The organism is Azoarcus sp. PA01 (genome assembly GCA_001274695.2).
Taxonomy (GTDB): Bacteria; Pseudomonadota; Gammaproteobacteria; order Burkholderiales; family Rhodocyclaceae; genus Aromatoleum.
The window spans coordinates 17,104-36,109 of the sequence record LARU01000001.1; the positions used below are offsets into that span (position 1 = coordinate 17,104).

General features: G+C 60.3%; 15 protein-coding genes, 4 pseudogenes and 1 other annotated feature. Of the genes and pseudogenes, 10 read left to right on the top strand and 9 right to left on the bottom strand.

The window, feature by feature from the left end; genetic code table 11:
• The first annotated feature begins 2 nt into the window (after positions 1–2).
• The 9 genes and pseudogenes from PA01_00085 (at position 3) to PA01_00125 (ending at position 9,066) form a co-directional block, all read left to right on the top strand.
• Positions 3–725 carry a hypothetical protein gene (locus PA01_00085; protein KON82496.1) on the top strand — a complete coding sequence of 241 codons (723 nt, stop codon included), beginning with the start codon at positions 3–5 and terminating at the stop codon, positions 723–725.
• Positions 719–1,612 carry a hypothetical protein gene (locus tag PA01_00090; protein ID KON82497.1) on the top strand — a complete coding sequence of 298 codons (894 nt, stop codon included), beginning with the start codon at positions 719–721 and terminating at the stop codon, positions 1,610–1,612. The genes PA01_00085 and PA01_00090 overlap by 7 nt, the downstream gene beginning before the upstream one ends.
• Positions 1,609–3,018, top strand: coding sequence for an RAMP superfamily CRISPR-associated protein (locus PA01_00095; protein ID KON82498.1), 1,410 nt, complete (start codon positions 1,609–1,611; stop codon positions 3,016–3,018). Before PA01_00090 ends, PA01_00095 begins: the two co-directional genes overlap by 4 nt.
• Positions 3,015–3,497, top strand: a complete 483-nt coding sequence (locus tag PA01_00100) for a hypothetical protein (protein ID KON82499.1) — start codon at positions 3,015–3,017, stop codon at positions 3,495–3,497. Before PA01_00095 ends, PA01_00100 begins: the two co-directional genes overlap by 4 nt.
• Positions 3,494–5,683, top strand: a complete 2,190-nt coding sequence (locus PA01_00105) for a TIGR03986 family CRISPR-associated RAMP protein (GenBank protein KON82500.1) — start codon at positions 3,494–3,496, stop codon at positions 5,681–5,683. Before PA01_00100 ends, PA01_00105 begins: the two co-directional genes overlap by 4 nt.
• Positions 5,684–5,975: 292 nt before the next feature.
• Positions 5,976–6,521: a CRISPR-associated protein Csx16 gene (gene csx16 / locus PA01_18270; GenBank protein ID KON82651.2), complete on the top strand. Its 546-nt coding sequence runs from the start codon at positions 5,976–5,978 to the stop codon at positions 6,519–6,521.
• Positions 6,522–7,008: 487 nt separating this feature from the next.
• Positions 7,009–8,037, top strand: a complete 1,029-nt coding sequence (locus tag PA01_00115) for an RES family NAD+ phosphorylase (protein ID KON82501.1) — start codon at positions 7,009–7,011, stop codon at positions 8,035–8,037.
• Positions 8,038–8,101: 64 nt separating this feature from the next.
• A pseudogene (locus tag PA01_00120) lies at positions 8,102–8,720 on the top strand (IS5 family transposase).
• Between the two features lie 121 nt (positions 8,721–8,841).
• A pseudogene (locus tag PA01_00125) lies at positions 8,842–9,066 on the top strand (transposase).
• Positions 9,067–9,116: 50 nt separating this feature from the next.
• On the opposite strand, the gene PA01_00130 reads toward PA01_00125, so the two are convergent.
• From PA01_00130 to PA01_18280, 4 genes are all read right to left on the bottom strand, one after another.
• Positions 9,117–9,437 carry a hypothetical protein gene (locus PA01_00130; GenBank protein KON82503.2) on the bottom strand — a complete coding sequence of 107 codons (321 nt, stop codon included), beginning with the start codon at positions 9,435–9,437 and terminating at the stop codon, positions 9,117–9,119.
• 24 nt (positions 9,438–9,461) lie between these two features.
• The gene (locus tag PA01_18275) at positions 9,462–10,616 is read right to left on the bottom strand and encodes an alpha-amylase family glycosyl hydrolase (GenBank protein ID KAI5913733.1); all 1,155 of its coding nucleotides are present in this window, start codon (positions 10,614–10,616) and stop codon (positions 9,462–9,464) included.
• Positions 10,617–10,746: 130 nt separating this feature from the next.
• Positions 10,747–12,429 (bottom strand): hypothetical protein, encoded by a 1,683-nt coding sequence (locus tag PA01_00135; protein ID KON82504.1) that lies wholly within the window; start codon positions 12,427–12,429, stop codon positions 10,747–10,749.
• A gap of 243 nt (positions 12,430–12,672) precedes the next feature.
• Entirely contained in the window at positions 12,673–13,806 is a 1,134-nt protein-coding gene (locus tag PA01_18280) for a hypothetical protein (protein ID KON82505.2), read from the bottom strand.
• A gap of 129 nt (positions 13,807–13,935) precedes the next feature.
• Here PA01_18280 and PA01_00150 point away from each other — a divergent pair.
• Positions 13,936–15,071, top strand: a protein-coding gene (locus PA01_00150) for an IS3 family transposase (protein KON82506.2) whose coding sequence is annotated in 2 segments (ribosomal slippage) — positions 13,936–14,218 and positions 14,218–15,071 — 1,137 coding nt in all. Because the reading frame shifts where the segments join, the coding sequence is not laid out codon by codon here.
• Positions 14,214–14,330: a sequence feature (AL1L pseudoknot), on the top strand. (Overlaps the previous gene by 117 nt.)
• A gap of 75 nt (positions 15,072–15,146) precedes the next feature.
• Here the strand turns inward: PA01_00150 and istB are convergent.
• From istB to PA01_18295, 5 genes and pseudogenes are all read right to left on the bottom strand, one after another.
• Positions 15,147–15,935 carry an IS21-like element helper ATPase IstB gene (istB, locus tag PA01_00155; GenBank protein KON82507.1) on the bottom strand — a complete coding sequence of 263 codons (789 nt, stop codon included), beginning with the start codon at positions 15,933–15,935 and terminating at the stop codon, positions 15,147–15,149.
• A 38-nt stretch (positions 15,936–15,973) separates the two neighbouring features.
• A complete protein-coding gene (gene istA, locus PA01_00160) occupies positions 15,974–17,500 on the bottom strand; it encodes an IS21 family transposase (GenBank protein KON82508.1) in 1,527 nt (508 codons plus the stop codon).
• A gap of 360 nt (positions 17,501–17,860) precedes the next feature.
• Positions 17,861–18,025, bottom strand: a pseudogene (locus tag PA01_18285) (ATP-binding protein).
• Positions 18,026–18,133, bottom strand: a pseudogene (locus PA01_18290) (IS630 family transposase).
• An 87-nt stretch (positions 18,134–18,220) separates the two neighbouring features.
• Complete coding sequence (locus PA01_18295) at positions 18,221–18,937, bottom strand: hypothetical protein (protein ID KAI5913734.1); 717 nt, start codon at positions 18,935–18,937, stop codon at positions 18,221–18,223.
• Between the last annotated feature and the right edge of the window lie 69 nt (positions 18,938–19,006).

The window sequence follows — 19,006 nt, forward strand, 5'->3', positions numbered from 1 at the left end:
CCATGCCCTCCGCCGCTTTCGACATCGTCCTCGAACAACCCGTCATCATCAGCCAGCAATCGGCCACGGCCGGCGCGCATCAAAGCCTCGATTACATTCCGGGCTCGGCCGTGCTTGGGCTTGCCGCGGCGCGTCTGTATGCCACACTCCCGGCCGCGGCAGCCTGGACGTTCTTCCACAGCGGCCGGGTCCGCTTCGGCGATGGTTTGCCCGTCACCGCCAGCGGTGAGCTCGCCTACCCGGTGCCGCTCAGCTGGCACACCTACAAGGGGGAGTCCGCACGCAGTGCGGGTGACACGCTGCGCGCGGAAGCACTGTTCGACCCCACCCTGCACGCGACATCGACCGAACGACAGCCGGTGCAGTTGCGCGGCGGGTACGCCACAGTGGCTGGCCAGTTCCTGCAGCCGGCACACGAATCGACGCTGAAGACCGCCATCGATCCGGACACCGGCATGGCAGCCGAGAGCCAGTTGTTCGGCTATCAGGCGCTGAGCGCCGGCCAATGGTTTCGTACCACGATCCGGGCGGACGAGGACATCGACGCCACGCTGTGGCAGACGCTGCTCACACACTTGGCCGGCCCGGCCAGACTCGGCCGCTCGCGCAGCGCCCAGTTCGGCGCCGTGCGCTTCGCCGCGGCCGACGCTGCCCCGCCGATGGCGGCGCGCCCCCCGGCGCGACCGGCACGACCGGCGCGACGACCCTCACGCTGTGGTTGCTGAGCGATCTCGCGCTCGAACGCGACGGACAGCCCTGCCTCCAACCCGAGGCCGATCTGCTCGGCTTGCCCGACGACGCGCAATGGTTGGTGTCCGGCAGTTTCCTGCGCACGCGTCGCTTCAGCCCCTACAACGCCTATCGTCGCGGCTACGATAGCGAACGCCAGCTTATCAGCCGTGGCAGCGTGCTGCGCTACCGCCTGCCGCGTCCGCTGAGCGCTGAGGAGACGCGCACGCTCGCCGACGGCCTGGGCCTGTATGTCGAAGCTGGGCTCGGACATGTCTGGATCGATCCGCCGCTGCTCGCCACCGGCCAGCCCCGGTTCTCGCCGGCCGCCGCCCGGCCGCAGGCCCTCCGCACTGGCACAGGCAAAGTCACCGCGCCACGCCCGGCCAGTGTGCTGATCGACGTGCTGGAGCGCCGACTAGCCCGGCGCAATGGCGGCCCGCTGGCCGAGCAGACGGCACGCCGCCTGTACGAGGACTTGTGCCAACGCATCCGCGAGGCGAGACGCTACAAGGCGGTGGCACCGGGCGTGGCACTCGCCGACGCCCCCGGGCGCAGCCAATGGGGTCGGCTGAAGGAGGCGGCCAGCGACTGGCGACGCCCTGACCAGCAGGATGCGCTGTGGCGCGTACTGGCCGATCCGGGCGACGGCATCGTACGCGCACGCAGCGGTTGGGATGCCCGCTTCGGCCCGGCCCCCGATCAGCAACTGGATCAGTGGATGCGAGCCGAACTCGCGGCATTGACTGGACAAGGCAGTATCGATCTGGCGGCAGTCGTGGGCCATCTCGCCGTGTTGGGCCTGCAGGCGCCCTGGGGGCGCTGCGTCGATGGCACCGAACAGTCTCCGCAAAGCCATTCATCACGGGAGAACGTGGCATGACTGTCGCACGTAGCCATTTCTGTCTGGCCCGCGTCACGCTCGAGGCGCTCAGCGCCCACGGCATTCACAGTGGCCAGGGCGACGCCACCCATGATGTGTTGCTGGTGCGCGACGCCAACCACCTGCCAGCCCTTCCCGGGACAAGCCTCGCAGGCGTGCTGCGCCATGCCTACCAGCGCCGTCACGGCGAACGCGCCACCCACGCCTTGTTCGGTGTCGGCGGCGAGCAGGCGCAGGCCTCATCACTCAACGTTGCCTGGGCGCTGGTTCACGACAGCGCCAACCGGCCGGTCGAGGGCTTGCGCACCGATCTCGGCACCGACCCCTTGCTCGCTCGCCTGTTGGACGACAAGCCGCTGGTGCGGCAGCGCGTACGGCTCGATCACACGGGCACCGCCAGTTCTGCCGGCAAGTTCGACGTCACCTTGATCCCGGCCGGGGTGCGCTACACCGGCTGGCTGAGCTTTTGGGGCGATGGCAGCGATGCGTCACGCATGCTGTGGTGGCAACTGCTCGAGCTGCTCAACGGGTCGGTGCTGCATCTGGGCCACGGTACACGCAGCGGCAACGGCCATTTCGAGGTCGTCGAACTGCTCCATGCAGAATGGAATGTCGCCGAACCGGTCGGTCGTGAGGCATTCGTGGCACGGCCGCGATCGCGCGCACAACGCGGCACGCTCGCGCCATTCACCCCCAGCGGCCAAGCGCCGGCGAGACTGGAAGCCACCCTCAAGCTACGTGCCGAAGCCGGTTGGCGCGTAGGGGGCGGCGAACAATCCCTCAACGCCGCGCGCTACGACAAGCAGCCGGATCTGCTCCCGCAGCACGAAATCCGGGTGCACTGGAACGGCGACGAGGGGCGCCTCGGCACCCAGCACCACCTGCTGCCGGCCAGCGCGATCAAGGGCGCCCTGCGCCATCGCGTCGCCTACCACTACCGTTGCCTGACCGAGGACTTCGCGCAACCCGACGCCCGCCATGCCCCTGAGCATTGCCCGGCAGTGTCGGCGCTGTTCGGCCACGCGCAGGACGACGAAGGTCGCGCCGGCGTGCTGGCGTTTCACGATGTGGTCATCCACGACGCCCAGTGTGTCCGCCTGATGCACAACCGCATCGACCGCTACACCGGCGGCGTGATCAACGGTGCCCTGTTCAGCGAGGAAGTGCTATGGCAAACACCGCTCGAGCTGCGCATCGAGCTGTGGCCCGATGCCGCAGGCGTCGACCGGGTTTCGCGACAGGCGCTGGCACGTGCCCTCGATGATCTCGCCTGCGGCTGGCTGCCGCTGGGCGCCAATGGCAGCCGCGGGCTGGGCGTTTTCGTGGGCGACGGAGACAGCGCGGTGCGGTGGTCCGACGGTGGCCACTGGATTCACGGCGCCGCCGACATGGAGCTTGCAGCATGACCGAAGGAACGATCTCCCGATGGCTGTCCGATCTCGCCTTGCTGCCGGATATCGACGTCGAAGCGTGGCAGCCGTTCATCTACGATCACACCTGCGTGCTGCTGCAAGCCGGCGAACTGGCCGACGCGCTGGCGGCGCTCGGGCCGGTGACCGGTTGGCTCACCGAAGCCGGCTGCGTCAGGCGCTTGCACGATGAAACCATTGCGCTCACGGGGTTCGCGCTGGATGGCGAATTCTTCCGTGACACAGTGCACTGGCAACTGTCCCGCCTGCCGCGCGGTCGCTGGCAACTGAACGCACACCGCGTGCAGCCGTGCAGCGCAGCCGACGCCACCCATCTTGGCGAGCCGACAAGTCACCTGCTCGCCGGACGACCCGGCGCGAGACTGCAGTACTGGCGGCTGTGGACTGCCGGCCCCGACAACGCCCCCCATTGCCCCCTGGCCGTACTGGCCGGCATCGAGGACTCCCGCTCATGACGGACGTGACCACTCCCTACCGCTTCATTCCCTTGTCGCGCCTGATCGTGCTACCCGCGTGGGCGAACCAGGTCAGCCACGACCACCCGCTGGCAGACGGACTGTGCGGCGAATTGACGCTGCGTGTGACCACGCACACGCCGCTGTGCGTGGGCGGCGAGCAGGATTCGGCAACCGAACGCGAACCCGGTCGGGTGCATTTCTTCCGCAGCCCGGACGGCAGGCCGGCTATCCCCGGCACCAGCCTCAAGGGCATGCTGCGCAACGTCCTCGAGATCGCTAGCTTCGGGCGTTTTCGGCAGGTCGAGGATCAGCAGCTTGGGGTGCGGGATTTGTCGGATGCGAAAAATTTCTATTGCCAGGCGATCGTGCGCCGGCAGGTGCGTGCCGGATGGCTCCGGTTCCTGGACGGACGCTGGCAGATCCAGCCGTGCCCATTTTCCCGTCTGCACCAGCAGGAGCTGATTTCGGCGCTGCGGATCGACGAGGCGAGGTGGAAGCGCTGTGCCAGCGCGCCGAGACGCTACGAGCTCATCGGGCTTTGCCCGGCACTGCGATTCGAGCGTGACGGCACCATGCCCCACAACAGCCAGCAGTGGCGCGCCAAGCCCAGCCCGCAAGGCAGCCTGAGCGGCCGCGTCGTCGTCACCGGCCAGCCCGGACCCGACTACACCAAACCGAAGGCGAAGAAGTTCGAGTTCATCTTCCACGACACCGACGCCGAGGCGGTCGAGGTAGCGCCGGCGGTCATGAACGGTTTTCGCCAGATTCATGAAGAAGCCGACGAGTGGAAGTTCTGGAGTCACAAGCTCGATGCCGGCCAGCTACCGCATGGCATCCCGGTCTTCTACCATGACGACGACGCTGGCGCGGTGGTCTCGCTCGGCCTCGCAATGATGTACAAGCTGCCCTACCGTCACAGCATTCACGAGGCCATCGCGCATACCCATCCGGGCCATCTGCATGGCGATGCGCCGGATCTTGCCGATCTCGTCTTCGGTTATCTGGGCGACGACAACGGCGGCGGCTTGCGCGGCCGGGTCAATATCGGCCTTGGCGTTGTCGAGGCTGACGAGGACGGAAAGACGCCGGAGCCCACACTCAATCGGGCATGCATTCTTAACGGCCCCAAGGCCACGTTCTACCCCGCCTACATCCGCCAGGACGGTCGCGGCAACGGCTTCCGCACCCTGATGGATTCGACCGCCGAAGTGTCCGGCTGGAAGCGCTATCCGCTCAAGCCGCCCGCATTCCCCACGATCAACAGCAAGGCGGCCGAGAATGCGAAGGTGCAGGTGCGGCTCGAAACGGTACCGGAAGGCACACGCTTTAGCACCCGGCTGCGCTTTCACAATCTGCGTCCGGTCGAGCTGGGCGCGCTATTGTGGGCGGTGGACTTCGGCGGACGCATCGACCGGCGCCACGGGCTAGGGATGGGCAAACCCTTCGGGCTCGGACAGGTGTCACTCCAGGTCGTCGCCCACCGCATCCGCTCGAACCACCCGGCACGCATCGCCACCGAGGACGAATCCTTGCTGTTGCAGGCCTGCCGGCTCGATTTCATCGATTTCATGGACGGGGTGCTGCGCGATGCCGGACAGACCGAGGGGTGGGAAGGCAGCGCCCCCGTGCAGGCCTTGCTCGAACACGCGCTGCCCGCGAAAGAGCCGCATCGCTTCGACTACCTGCCCGAGCCCAAGGCATTCGTGGAGCTGCGTCGCAACAACGCGCTGAGCGAGGTGAAGGCGACCCTCCACGGTCACAGTCCGGTCATCCCGGAGAAAGGCTTCGAAGCGGAAGCCCGCCGCGACCATGCGGGCCGGATTGGCGAGAACCTGACCCGTGCAGCCGACCTTTTGGCCGAACAGGCGATCGCGCGCGAACGGGCGCAGGCAAAAGCCGAGCAGGCCGAGAGAAAAGCGGCCGCCACGCCAGAAGCCAAAGTGCTGCTCGAAATCGAGGAATTGGTCGACGCCATCGAATCGGGGCACGCCACCGGTACACAGAAAAAGAAGCTGCCCACGCAGCTCAACGAGGCACAGCGCATTTCGGTCGATATGGACAACGACCAGAAGTGCCTGCTCATCGCGCTGGCGCAGCGTGCCGAAACGATCGACGACAAGGTCACCAGCAAAACAGTAAAGAAAATACTGCGGGATCTGGCGCCCGCTGAATCGGCAGAGTAGCGGGAGTGATCCTTCAGGGGGATTCCGGACCTGACTGGGGGTAAAGAGCCGTTTCGACGGCAATCGCGCACTGCTTCCAGGGTCTGGCACTGCCCCTCAGTGGGCAACCCCAATGCCAACCCGATCAATCTCGCGATCACCCGGCAGCCAATGCCGCGTGAATTGGCTTTACAGGGCAGGGGCACCTCGCAAGACGCGCACCTGCACCACGAACGACAAGCTTGCCGCTGGCCTCCGTACCAGTCTCTCAGGGCGATACTGCAGCCCGTATGAGACTTGAACGGAGAAGGCCATGAAGCTTTGGGAGGATCGAATCGAGTTGACCGGTCATGAACCACAACTGCTCGCACTCGCTTGCCAAGGCCGTCCACGGCCTGCGCTCACGGCCGAGGTGTTCGCCGAATGGCTGCTCGAACCGATGCCGGATGAACTACCTGCGTTATGTCACGGCGCGCGCCTCGTTCTGCGGGAGCACTTCGTTGCAGCCTTTGCCGTTCCCACAGCTGACGACACCGCTGGCATCACGTGGGCGGTCACTCGTCACCCAGCCGCACTCGTCTGGCTGCACAGCCAGGGAATCCGCCCGCAGCGTGTGGTCGCGCATCTCGACCCCACGCAGCCCGCCCCGGGCGACGTGGTGGCCGGCATCCTGCCTCTGTCGCTCGCCGCCAGCCTGCATCGGCGGGGCGTACGTTGTATCAACCTGTCCATCGATGCCATGTGGAAAGATCGGGGCCGCGAGCTGACGGTGGCGCGCATGCGCGAATGCGGTGCCCGGCTGGAGATCGTCCAGGAAATCGACATCCGGGTAGTGGCGAGAGCGGTTGAAACCGCATGATTAATCGGGCCCGCATTCCATTGCTCGACGGTTCCGCCAATCCTCTCCACCGCTGCAGGTTCCTGTGGTGGATGCAGTACCATTTATTTTGCCGTACGTTTGAGCTGCCCCGCGGCCCTATCCTCAAGTTCAACACCCCCGACGTCATCAAGGACTACCGACGCAAGCACCAGCCTTTCCACCCGGCCGAGCGCACGTCGAGTATATCGGTGCGGGGAGGCAATCCGAACGAGTGTGCCAGATAGGTTGCACGGTTCTCGCGTTCGAACGTCGGGGCGCCTCGCGCACCCAGTCAGCCGGTGCGGCTCCCTGACTCGGATGACGGATATGCACTTTGGCACGAGACGAGTCCTTCGGGTCTGGAAACACATCGCCGATGTACAGATGAAAGGGCTCTGCCTCCCGAAAGCCCGCGCTATGAAGAAGCAGCGTGACACCCAGATGCTCGGCCACCTCCTGAGCAGGTCGGCCGGCATCGAGGAGTTGCTTGGCAGAAGAAATTTTCGAGTCGGACATCTGTCAGGAGGAACCCAATAATCCCCAGGGGTTGCCCGCCGCTCCGATCCGAGACCCCTTTTTGTTGCCGGCCCTGCTCCACGACAATTGCCGAGATCAGGGCTATAACGTGATCTGTCTGTGCGTGCTTGGGGAACCGGTGCCACCCTCCGATCAAGAGATCCGTAACAAGTACCGATTGCCAGACAGCGTGCCGATACGCCATGAGCTGCCGAACCCACAGGAGCTCGCCGAGACCTCGTCGTTTCTGCTGCGCACCGCACAGGCGTTTGGCTACGAGGAATGGATGTGGAGGTCCGTCGGCGGCATGCTGATCGGCGTTGCTGTGATCGTGCCCGCCATCGATGGCGTGATCCAGTATTGGGCGCCGAAAATTGATGCTGCCTACGAGTATGCGGCGCCTTATCTTGACGCGGTCGCCCAGTCTGGCGTCAGACTGTCTGAGGATCTCATCGCGTTTGGCGGCTCACCCGGTTCGACGACAGAAGAGCGCGGCCGCCTTGTCCTGGCGCCTTATGACGGCTCGAGTTTTGGGCCGTCAGCAAGTGCGTGGCTGACCGTCGGAAAGGCGGTGTTCTGGCGAATCGTGCCGACACGCCATCTTGCGCGACCCTTCCAGGGACCGCTTTCGCACGACACCTTCTGGCTGCCGCAAGGCACGCCCGTGGCATTGGCGGCCGAACATCTGCTGCAGGCGATCCTCGAGGGCTTCATCGCGCCGTCGTTTCACGACCAGGTACACGCACGAGATTGGACTCGTCACGTCCTGCTTCGCGCGTCACTCGACTCCGTGAAAGTGCGCGTTGCGACTTCTGTCGAGGCAGGCGCACACGGCGGCATCCACAAACTGGCTCATCGTTGGTTCAGTGAGACGGAGTCCGCATTGCTTCTCGTTCCGTCTCGCAGTTTATCGGATTCGCGGACCGTCATCATCAATCTTCAACATCCTGATGCACGACGCATCGCGATCGAGAAGGTGAGCCTACGTCCTTCAGCTTAGAACTTATCCGTAAATAGATATACTCTCCCTGAAGCCGCAGTTGCCGCGGTGTTGGGGAGAGGGTATGACCGGGCGAGTTCAATCGTGGGAGGTGACCGATGCGTTCTGGGCGCGTGTGGAGCCACTGATTCCGCCACGCGCGCCCCCTCCGGGCAAGCGGTACGTGCGCAGACCGGGGGCTGGGCGCCCGCCCAAGCCGCCACGACTGGTGTTCGAAGCCATTGTGTATGTGCTGCGCACGGGCTGCCAATGGAAGGCCTTGCCCAAGGAGCGATTCGGCAGCGCCAGCGCGGTGCACAAGCGCTTTCTCGAATAGGAGAAGGCGGGGCTGTTCGAAGCGCTGTGGCAGGCTGGGCTGGCCGAGTACGACGAGATGGAAGGCATTGCCTGGCGCTGGCAAAGCGTGGATGGGGCGATGATGAAAGCGCCTCTGCACAATAAGCCGTCGGGCCCAACCCGACGGATCGGGGGAAAAAAGGGGAGCAAACGTCATCTGCTCGTCGACGGCCGTGGCGTCCCGTTGTCGCTCATCGTGACCGGGGCCAACGTCAATGATGGCAAGCGGCTCGTAGAGGTGCTCAGCGCCATCATGATCAAGCGCAAGAACCCGCCGCGGCGGCGACACAAGCACCTGTGTGCCGATGCTGGATATCGCAGGTGCGGAGAACCGTCAAACCATCGAGGCGCACGGCTATATCCCTCATGGGCGCCTCGAATAACCAGCGATTTCGTCGAAATCGCCTTTGTAAGTCGTTGATTTATCGTGCCTGCAATTTCGAAAAATGAGGTTTTTCGAGGCACCCTCATATGGTCAATCGCCGCAAGGAAGCCGACATGAAACGTCGCAATCCGAAAAAGAAGGCCAGGCGCTGGGTGGTCGAGGTCTGCCACAGCTGGTTCAACCGCTTTCGCAAACTGCTCGTGCGCTACGAGAAACTCGAACGCAGCTTCCTCGCCCTCAATCATCTGGCCACTGCCATCATCGCCTTTCGCAAGGTGCCGCTCAACGTCAATATAATTTACGGATAGATTCTTAAGAGGAACGCGACTTGCCCGGTTATAAGCGATGTTCCCCCGTGCTATGTACCGGCTGAATGTTTCTTGATCATTTCCTCAACTTTCCGAAGAATGTCCGCCTGTGCATCCTTTAGTGCGGTGTTGAACTCAGCGAGGAGTTCTGATTTCAAAACCACCATATCTTTCTTCGACTCTGCCACCGCCTCCGTCAAGTCGGTCGCAACGTCGCGCAGCAGAGCATCGATTTCTCCAGCCACGTAGATAACGTACTCACCATCTGGAATAGCCTGAGATGTTGTCTCAGTTCTCACCCCTCCTCCTGAAGGAAGTTGAACTTCTCGAGTAGTTGTATGATATCGAAACTTAGGCACGGTCATTGGCATTGATTTTTTCCTCTTAGAAGACTGTCAAAATGTTGCAATCCTGATTAGGCTGGCCGAATCAAGAATATTCTTCCGCTCTAAATTTGAGCTCGCCAATTCTCCAAAACCCAATTCAAAAATTGGGTGATCGTCTGAATCAAGAATGGTCCCCGATAACCTGTTGGGGCCTCTAGATGAGGCGCACCATTTACAGTCCGCCGCAACTCCGTAGTTTTTTCTTATTCTTAAGAGTTGGGCGATTAAGTGATAATGCCCGAAATCGAAAAGGTCCGGCCAATAAACCATTGGCACGCCAGGTCCGCATAACATAAACGTGTAAGCAAAAGGCTTGTGTTGTTCGGAACATGGCCAACGCATCTGCCCCATGCGCCCAACACGACAAAGGGGGGACATTCCTGTATCGTGGTTCTCCACAAACGTTACCATCGACTTCCGAATCCACTCGACGTTAACCGTATTTAGTCCGTAGTCAAGATATTGAACGTCATGACGTTGAACCATTTCCTTAAACCGATAGTCCAGCACGTGTGAACTAGTATCTGAAGCCCAGCCGATAACTCGGTCGATAGGATCGACCCCATAGCGCTCGACTAAAGGGTCAAAATCTTCAAGTGGACCGCATCGAATATCTTTTTCAAGTCGGGGCCAGTATTCACCAATCGAAATTATTTCGGCCTTTTGAAGGTTTGTAATCCATTGATTAAAAAGATCTGGATCCATTCCGTAGATCTGGTCCCAACGAAAACCATCAACGTTGCATTCAACCACGAGCCTATTCAAGTTGTGGATAAAGCATGATTGAACGCGAAAACAGCTATGATCGATATCCGCGTCGCCAGCAAGAAAAATCTTTGCTCTTGATTGCTTTTGAGGACAAGCTCTCCAAGATTCCCCGGGGTAATCCCAGATGTCTCTGGTCATTCGCTTATAGTCACGATGATTCGTGACTATATCTACAATCACCTTAATACCGACTTGGTGACACTGTTCAACCAACGTTCGAAGTTCTTCTTCGGTTCCATAAAAGCTGTTCAGGTCAAAGTCAGACCAGAAGTAGCCTTCGCCTCCACCATAGTCGTCTCCGTTCTCCCAAGTGGAACGGTCTATCCATGGAGGAGGAAGATAGATAACCGTAAACCCCAACTCGGCTATATGCTGCGCAAAGCCAGTCAGTATCATGTACCATGATTTATCTGAACCTCGAAGCGTTCCGGTCCCGGAAGTCTTTACCAAATTCCAATGAAACGCCTGGAGTATGATGTCGGTCGGCGCAAGACAGGAGCGCATTCTGTTTTTCTATATCGGAGCCTTATGCGGGACTAAATGCGCTATTGAAAATAACACATTCCCCCATTGTCTTAGAATATTCGACCCGCTTTCTGCTTGACTCGCGCGCAAGGGCATCACAAAGATCATAATCGGCGAGTTCAAGGTCAATGCGATCACGAAGAGCGATCATCTCCTGCAAATTGGATGACGGTCTGTAATATCCGAGGTCGTCGACCGCCTCAGCCGCCGATGGAAGGGGGAGGGTTAAGGAACGGCCAAGACTGTTCACGTCGCCATCGATGTCAATGACGATTTGCCAATGGTCGTGAATCGTTTGCAAGACATTATCTGGTAAAACAGTATATCGGAGTTCGTTCGGTGTTATGTCCTTCAGCTTCTTGCGTGTTTCGGCAAATCCCGGTGCCCGAACAACGTACTCTCCTTCGTACGCCCAATCAATGCGCCAAGGCATAGCCTTCTCGACGAAGTTCGGTTGCGCGCCTTGCGCTGATGAATAATCAAGAATCAGAGCTTTCGATAGAAATCGACGAAGAATGGAAGGGTTTTTCCAGTCGCGAACGGCGATTTCGTAGATCCGAGGGTTGATTGCCGCTGCAGCCAGACACTGCCGAACGGCATACCTTGACCAGTTTGACGCAAGCAATGCGTTGAATTGAAGAAGGTGAAAAGTGATGTGATACGGCCCACGTCGTGAGCTATTTACGAAGTCATGTAGGAGGAGAGGAACAATTCCTTCCCCAGCGAAAATCGACTCCTGTGTGATACACAAGTTAAGAAGGCGGCGGCAATAGCCTAGGGCGACACGACCTATTCGTCCCGGCACTTCGCCGTTTCTTTGATTTAGGATCTCATCGAGCGGGGGGATCTTGCGATCAACCACGAGCTGAGAATAAAAGTGAGAGTCGATAATGGGTTCAGCGATCTTCTTCGCCGCGTTCCATTCGACCACATTTTCCAGGTTTCGATATACCCATTGCAGCTCTGCCGCATCGGCAGATGAAATCGTCGCCTCATTGTAGGAATAGGTAGTAGCTCTGATGTTTGTGTCTCTTACCAACGCACATGGATGCATTGCTTGCAGCAATCCAATGTGCACTTTAGCTGGAACTGATTCAGGATGGGCCTGCTTCCAACGGCGTGCACATTGATCCTTCAACATTATCGTCCAGAAGTACATCCCCGCATCTTTTGTTAGGTCTACCTTCTCGTCTTTCGGCCCGTCCGTCTCAAGGAAGTCCGGCCTCAGTAGATCCAAATACGGCGACTGGTTCTGGTGAGCGTAGTTGTAAGCTTTAAAAACTTGATTCAACGAGTAATCCATCAATACGTTGACGGAGTTCTGCATCCCTAAATGATAATACTCATTTAGCTCGTTAAAGTGCGCGCGAAAGTGGGCAAAGTCATTAAAACGATTGTTTGCAAAACCATAGTTCCTTCTGAGTTCCAAAAATTCGGCGAGATTTTCAATCGGTCTCATGGATTGCTCGCTTGACCAGTTAACAGCAACGGTCACCAACAACTGAATTTCGTGGAGTTCGCGTAGATTCTGCAGGTGAGCGGACTGAAACTGCTTAACGAACTCCACGAGCACCTCGAGCGTTTGGATTTGCATCCGCTGCATTTCGCGGAGCTCCTTACGTATTTCGGTTAACTGATCAATAATGATCTGTTGGTTTTGGAGCACCATATCGAGGCGCTCCATGATTTGTTCGTGACGTTGAGTAGCGATATCTTTGCCTTCGAATAGCGCTCCGGTAATTGCCGCTATACCGCCAAGAAAGTCGCCTGTAGAAAATGCGGTGAACGCAGTGAACGCGGTTTGACCTATTTTTACCGCGGAGTTTAGGGAAGCGCTGATTTATTCCGTTCGCCCTGAGCTTGTCGAAGGGCATTCCCTGCAACAACAAGGGCTTCGACAGGCTCAGCCCGAACGGTTTCGATTTAATCAGCGCTTCCTTAGGTCATTCAAAAGTTTCGGGTCGATCTTGACCACGGTGCTCAGATCGTTGACGATCTGCATAGTAGTCGCAGCAGCGTTCAGGTATTTTTTTGTATTATCGAGGAAGTTCTTTTTGTTCTGAACAGCTTCTAAGCGCTTCGTGAGCGCGACCCGCTCCTCTTCGTCCATCCCCATTAGCTGCTGACGCTTGAGGAACGCAAGCTGGTCCTCGGGGTTCATCGTTGAAAATAGATACTGATTGATGAATGTGACGTCGTTTTCTAGATTGCCGAGCCTGCCACCGAAATCTATCGTTATCTCTTTAAGATCGTCCTTTATGGCGACCAGGTCGCCTTGTATTTGCCGAATATCTTGGTGGTTTTTTAGAGCTAGGCGTTGGATGATTTGGACGTTAGCACTAATATTCTCGACGTCACCCTTTACGTCGTCGATTTGCGTTTGTAGCGCGTCGTCAGCAAGCTGGGAGAAGCGGATATGTGAATTGAGCTTGTCTTCGAGCAAACTGGACATGTAGTGCTGAAACTGGGGCCTCGCCTCGTCTGGGATTTTCGCCAAATCCACATTGGCAAAGATCCCTCGGTCTTTATCGAGAATCTCGCCAATCACCGCGACCTTTTCATTTCTTGAGCCGTTTTTGAATCGCTGTTCAAGGGCATTAAGATCAGCGTTGTACTGGTCTCGAAGTAATCTGAATTGTAGACCAACAAACTTCTCACACTTCGCTTTTGAATCTTGATCTATCGCAGATAAAGTGTAATCAAACAGCGCTTCGGTCGCAGCCGTAACCGTTACCAGTGCAATCGCTGCCGTAGCTCCTACGGGTCCGCCGGCCGCGGCGCCGATTGCGATTGACCCAAGGACTATCTCTTTGTTTAAGCTAATGATGGAGCGACCTAGTTTTGCCTCGGATGTGTAGTGGTTGTGGAGATTGGTTAGATTTTCAATGCGAGTAGCCAGATTTTTGTAGTCTTTTGCTTCGTTTGTGTCAAAAATGTCTTTGTACGAGCGCGCCTCAAAACCAGATGCAATCCCTCTTGCAACGTGGAACAATCCTGACGCCGAATATTTGGTCGCGAGTTCCGCGAGCTGTGTTCTTTTTTCTTCGTCAATGTTGGTCAAGGCGTCTCCCTTCTAGATAGTGGGCTCCAGCGTTGGAATCATTTTGAAACTGTAAAAAACTCACTTCGCGAAATCTGTCTGAATCGCCCCGGGTTTCGCGGAGGCTCCAACTCTTGAGAAGAGGGAGCCATGAAGAGATCAACGAAGTTCTCCTCCGAGGTGGTCGAGCGCGCCGTGCGCATGGTGTTCGAGGCCAAAGACCAGTACGAATCCCAGTGGGCGGCGATCGTCTCGATCGCAGCAAAGATTGGCTGCACGGCGGAAACGCTGCGCCGTTGGGTTCGCCAGCATGAGCGGGACACTGTGCAGCGTGACGGGGTCACGACCGCGGAGGCGGCCCGCCTCAAGGAGCTCGAGCGCGAGGTGCGCGAGCTGAAGAAAGCCAACGAGATCCTGCGCCTGGCCAGCGCGTATTTCGCGCAGGCGGAGCTCGACCGCCGCAACAAGTGATGAACGGCTTCCTCGACACGCACCGCGAGCGCTTCGGGATCGAGCCGATCTGCAGGGTACTGCAGGTTGCCCCGTCCGCTTATCGACGCGCCGTGGCGCGCCGGCGCGATCCGGCCTTGCGCTCGTCGCGAACCCGTCGTGACGAGGTGCTGGCGGGCCACATCGAGCGGGTCTGGCAGGCGAATCTGCAGGTGTATGAAGCGCGCAAAGTGTGGCGGCAGCTGCAGCGCGAAGGCCTCGAGGTCGCGCGCTGCACCGTGGAGCGGCTGATGCGTGCCCAAGGGCTGCGCGGTGCCAGGCGTGGCAAGGCGGTTCGGACCACCCGGCCCGATCCTGCTGCACCTTGTCCGCTCGATCGCGTCAATCGGCAGTTCGCTGCGCCGCGCCCGAACCAGCTCTGGGTCTCTGACTTCACGTATGTCTCGAGTTGGCAGGGTTTTGTGTACGTGGCCTTCGTCATCGACGTCTTCGCCCGCTTCATCGTGGGCTGGCGCGTCAGCCGATCCATGCACACCGAATTCGTGCTCGACGCTCTGGAGCAGGCTCTGTGGGCGCGCCAACCCGAGCGCAACGCTTTGATTCATCATAGCGATCCCGGCTCGCAGTACGTGTCGATCCGCTACAGTGAGCGACTGAGTGAGGCGGACATCGAGCCGTCGGTCGGCAGCCGCGGGGACAGCTACGACAATGCCCTGCCCGAGACGATCAACGGGCTGTACAAGGCAGAAGTCATTCATCGGCGTGGCCCATGGAAAAGCGTTGAAGCGGTCGAGTTGGCCACCCTCGAATGGGTCTCATGGTTCAACTGTCACTGACCGGCACAATAGAGCCACCGATGATCGGCATATAGGAGCCAGCTGGAAGGGGCTCTGACGAACGTCTGCGGGGGTTCAAGATTCGTTGTTTTTCGGGGTGCTGGCAAGGGCTGTTTTGGCCTTGTTTGGACCGTGTCGGGGCGAGCGGTAGGAAGCCCCGTCGAGCGTCAGGCAGTAGGCGTTGTGACGCAGGCGATCGACGGTGGCGGAAGCAAGTAGGCGGTTACCCGGGAAGGCCTGGTCCCACTCGGTGAAGTCGAGGTTGCTGGTGACGACGGTGGCGGCCTGCTCGTAACGTTCGGCGATCAGGTCATGCAGGTCTTCGTCGGCGGGCGAACGCAGCGGTTTCAGCCCGAAGTCATCGATGATGAGGACCGGCACGCGCGCCAGTTGCTGGAGCTTCCGTTCATAGGCTCCGGTAGCCCGCGCCGCATTGAGGCTCGCGAGCAACTGCGAGCAGGACGCGAAGACGACGTCGTGACCCTGGCGCACCGCGCAGTGGCCGAGCGCCTGCGCGAGATGGCTCTTGCCGGTGCCGCAGGGGCCGACGATGAGCACCGGGGCGCGCTCGTCGATGTAGCGCCCCGTGGCCAGATCATGCACCAGCGCGCGGTTGGTCGAGGGCAGCCGGTCGAACTCGAAGCCTTCGAGGGTCTTGGTCGCGCGAAACGCCGCGCGGCGCAGCCGCGTGGCGAACTTCTTCTGCTCGCGCCGCGCGACCTCGTCCTGGATCAGTAGCGCGAGAAATTCCGTGTAGGCGAGCTTCGCGTCAATGGCCTGGCGGTTGCGGGCCTCGAGCGAGTCGAGGATGCCGGAAAGGCGTAACTGCTTGAGCTGCGGCGCCAGTTCGGTGGCGGGATTCATGGTGAGAGACTCCTTGGGTGAGATGGGCGTGCGCCCGGTCAGTGAAGCGAGGGGGATTCGTCAGCGAAGAGCGCCGCGGTGGCACGAGCGAAGCGGGCGCGGTCGGCATAGGGTTCGGTGCTGACCGCGGTGAGCGGCTGCAGGTCGTGGCCGCCGGCGAGGATGGTCTTGACGGTGCGGTAATGCGGGCTGTCGTGGTCGAGCGCACGCGCGCAGGCGGCCTCCAGGCGCGCCGCGCCGTAGCGGCTCTTCAACTGCAGCACGCCTTGGGCGGCGCGTAGCCGCTCACTGATGCGGTCGGTGAGCAGCCGCCCGATGAGCCGGGCGCACGCCTCGCCGATCTCCGCGGCCTGCTGCAGACACCAGCTGCGGTCGTGCGCGAAGAAGCGCTGGGCGGCGGGCGGCAGATGGTCGGTGACGGTGCGCCGCTCGCCGGGACGACGGGCGCGGGCGTGGGTGGCGACCGGTTTGAAGTCCTGATAGACCGTGACGACGGTGTCGGTCGCCCGCAGCCACAGGCGTTTGCCGACCAGGGCGAACGGCACGGAGTACAGCGCGCGCTCGAAGCTGACGTGACAGTCGCGATGCACCGCCACCTGGTGCCAGGTGCCCAGATCCGGCGGCACCGCCGGCAGCGGCCGCAGCACGCTGCGCTCGACGGCGAAGCTCGCGAGCGGCTGCACCCGCGTCGTGCCGTGAATGCGCAGCCCCGCTTCCTGCAACACCCAATCGCGCGCCTGGGCGTTCAGATCGGCCAGATCGCGGAAGCTGCGCGTGGGCAGGAAGTTGCCCTTCACGTATTTGACGCCCGCCTCCACGATCCCCTTCTTCTGCGGATCCTGGGGCGGGCAGGCGTCGATCCGAAAGCCGTAGCCTTCGGCGCATTCGGCGTAGGCGCGCTGCACCTCGGGGTCGTGCGCGCACGCCTTGGTGATCGCGCACTTGGCGTTGTCGATGATGAGGCGAGCGGGCACCGCGCCGAACCACTCGAAGGCGCGCCGATGGCAGCCGAGCCAGGTGCGCACGCTCTGATCCCACACGAACTCGACGTACTGGTGCCGCGAGAAACACAGCGTCATCACGAAGGCCCACGTGCGGCGCAGCTCGCCCGTGGCCGGATCCACGAGCTGCGGGCCGGCGCCGAAATCGACCTGCGCCGCTTCGCCCGGCGCGAACGACAAGCGCACGGTCGCTTCCGGCGGGCGCTCGCGCTCGATCGCGGCAATGAGCCGGCGCACGCTGGAATAGTGCCCGGTGAAACCGTGCTCGCGTTTGAGGGTGGCGTGGATCACCACGCCCGACACGCCCTGCGCCAACCACTGCTCGATGAGCGGCCGGTAGGCGCCAATCGACGACTGCGCGGTCACCGGCAGGCGCGGCCGGCCGATCGCCGCGGCGATCTCGGCGTCCTCCGGCACCGGCTGCGCCGGATCGAGCCAGCCGCGGGCGGCGGCCAACTCCCGGAAACGGGCCGCCTTCGCCCGTCCCATCAGTTTCGCGCGCGCGATCTCGCGCTCGGAGTCGCCCTGACGCATGCGCATCAGGGCCTGGCGGTACTCGTACATCTCGATGCTCCTGCGGGCCACCGGCTCCCTCCTGCCAAACCAAAACCCGGCAGGGTAGCGATGGACCGCTCAAGGTCGAGACGTCCGTCAGAACAACGCTGGCTCCATTACGCCGATCCGGCGCTGGCGCCTATGTGCCGATCCGTGACTGGCTCCAATATGCCGATCACGCCCTGGCCTCAATGTGCCGATCATCAACTGGCTTCAATGTGCCGGTCGATGACATCAACCACCACCGCTTGCTTGAGCCAATCGGGTACATTCCTCCCGCCGAAGCCGAGGCAAACTATTACCGCAACCTGAACGAGGACGATCGCCGCCTGACTCAAACAAAACGGCCTCCGCGAAACCCGGTGCGATTCAGTTTTTCGAGATACCGGCAAGGGCTGTTTTGGCCCGGTTTGGAGCGTGTCGCGGGGCGCGGTACGAGACCCCGTCGAGCGTCAGGCAATAGGCGTTGTGACGCAGCCGATCGACGGTGGCCGAGGCGAGGAGCCGATTGTCGGGGAACGCCTGGTCCGGCCAAGCTTTCGCCGTCTGCCCCTCGCAAACCGCCTTGATCGCCTGTTGGCGCATCACCTGCAGCGAGTGGTGGTCGATCGCGCGACCGTCCGAGTTCCGTTTGCATTTCACCCGCGTATTGTCTCATAGCATGACAATACTTACGAGAAGGTTAGTAAAACATCATGAGAACTATGCCTGCTTCGCCGTCGGCCCTGCTCAACGTGCGCTTGCTACGCTCAGAAGGGATCCCCGGCGACGGTTTCGAGCAACAATGAGGAGTGCCGCAAAGGACGCCAGTATCAAGGAGAAGGAGTTCGGCTCTGGAACAAGGAAGGCGGATTTATACAGCCACACTCCCATCCAGTCGGCTGTCGCCTCTTTCCCCGCGAAACTCAAAAGACTGGCGGAATCTCCTGCTCCCTCAAGAAAATAGTTTTCGAGATACGGGCGAAGCGGATGGGCTGTTCCATCGCCATCGAGATACAGGGATCTACTCAATCCGTATACACCCTCGGCAATTCCGGGCGAGTGATGGTAGGTGTTGACAAACATCGATTCATCTATCAACGCATCAATGTTGCCGCCAAAGAATTCACCCCAGCTACTATCAAGTGTTGGAAATTCGACCGTTTGGGGAAATATCAGGCGATCGAATAGTACTCTTATGTCGTCCACTGACGCCCAGGTCCATCCATCGAATAGTACGTTGCCGATACTACCTTTGCAGACGCCAGTATTTTCTTTGCATGCGCCAGCTACTTGACTCCAGGAAACGCCCACCGTCTCACTTACCTGCCGCCAATCCCTACCGTCGATGACTAAAGCATTTGCCGTGGGGGATATAAGCAACGCGAGCGTCAAAGCGACGGCTATACGTACTGTAAGGAGGCGTGATTGCGTCTGCGCCATGCCAACAACGGTTCTCATTGTCATTCGCATTTTCCTGATCTTTTTTTAATTACAGGTTTATCGTATCACATAAGCATTAATCATGAAAATACG